The organism is Bacteroides sp. D22, from assembly GCF_000163675.1.
Lineage (GTDB): Bacteria > Bacteroidota > Bacteroidia > Bacteroidales > Bacteroidaceae > Bacteroides > Bacteroides xylanisolvens.
In genome coordinates this window covers 54337-55927 of record NZ_GG774809.1, presented here as the reverse complement: position 1 = coordinate 55927, position 1591 = coordinate 54337, and the positions used below count along the sequence as shown (strand labels likewise).

At 41.5% G+C, this 1591-nt stretch carries 1 protein-coding gene; it reads left to right on the top strand.

Annotation, left to right across the window (positions count from 1 at the left end):
• Window positions 1–135 precede the first annotated feature (135 nt).
• On the top strand, window positions 136–1422 hold the full coding sequence (locus HMPREF0106_RS10240) for an IS1380-like element ISBf12 family transposase (protein WP_009040242.1): 1287 nt from the start codon (window positions 136–138) through the stop codon (window positions 1420–1422).
• Window positions 1423–1591: the final 169 nt, after the last annotated feature.

Here is a 1591-nt window from a genome sequence, read left to right as displayed (position 1 = left end):
CCTTAATTCCGCAACACTATTATAAATTAAACTTTTTAAGTACCTGAGCAACAAAAAGTTGCTCAGGATTTTGCCATGTCAGAATTTTCACTTATCTTAGTGTTGCAAAAAAAACAAGAGAATCCGACGATAGACATGGCGAAGATACAAATTAAATCTGAGAGACTCACTCCTTTTGGGGGATTATTTTCAATCATGGAGCAATTTGACTCCACATTATCATCTGTAATCGACTCAACCCTCGGTCTAAGGTGTAGATCGTTCGGTTATCAGTACAGCGAAATCATCCGTTCTCTCATGAGTATCTACTTCTGTAGCGGTTCATGTATTGAGGATGTCACTACTCATTTGATGAACCACCTCTCGCTTCATCCGACACTTCGCACTTGTAGCTCTGATACTATCCTCAGGGCGATAAAGGAGTTGACGCAAGAAAACATTTCATACACATCAGATATGGGCAAGACCTACGATTTCAATACGGCTGACACTCTCAATACTTTATTGCTCAATTGTATATTTGCATCTGGCCAACTGAAAGAGGGTGAGATGTATGATGTTGATTTCGACCATCAGTTCATAGAGACAGAGAAGTATGATGCAAAGCCTACATACAAGAAGTTCCTTGGTTATCGCCCTGGCGTGGCGGTTATTGGCGATTTGATAGTCGGTATAGAGAATAGCGATGGTAACACAAATGTTCGTTTCCATCAGAAGGACACGCTGAAGAGGTTCTTTGCGAGATTTGAACAGAATGGGCTCACTATCAATCGCTTCAGAGCTGATTGTGGATCATGTTCCGAGGAAATCGTGGAGGAAATAGAAAAACACTGCAAGTCCTTCTATATCCGTGCTAACCGCTGCAGTTCGATCTACAATGACACCTTTGCTCTCAAAGGCTGGAAAACTGAGGAAATCAATGGCATTGAGTTTGAATTGAACTCTATCCTTGTTGAGAAGTGGAAAGGTAAGGCATATCGACTTGTGATTCAAAGACAGAAACGGATGGATGGTGTGCAGGATTTTTGGGAAGGAGAATACACATACCGTTGTATCCTGACTAACGACTATGATTCTTCCGTAAGAGAAATTGTCGAGTTCTATAACCTTCGTGGAGGAAAGGAACGTATCTTCGATGATATGAACAATGGTTTCGGGTGGGACAGATTGCCCAAATCCTTCATGGCAGAGAACACAGTGTTCCTTCTTCTTACAGCACTTATCCGTAACTTTTACAAGGCCATTATTCAAAGACTTGACGTAAAGAAGTTCGGGCTCAATGCAACAAGTCGCATAAAAGCGTTTGTCTTCAGGTTTATCTCTGTACCAGCCAAGTGGATCAGGACATCAAGGCGGTATGTGCTGAACATCTATACCTGTAATAATGCTTACGCAGATGTTTTCCAGACTGATTTTGGATAATGCCTACAACTTATGGGAATGATATTGTGTATTGCCTCAAGTCACATTGTGGGGTAAGGGGATATTGTAGGCAGAAGTGGGTGCTTCAAGTTCAAATTATCTGCAAATTCAGTAATGAGAGGACGTGTAAACGCAATAAGGACGTTCAAGGGCTTAGTTGCGGATTTGA

Excerpts from the sequence above, each read along its gene's own strand:
- HMPREF0106_RS10240 (WP_009040242.1), top strand. The coding sequence starts at position 136 with ATGGCGAAGATACAAATTAAATCTGAGAGACTCACTCCTTTTGGGGGA.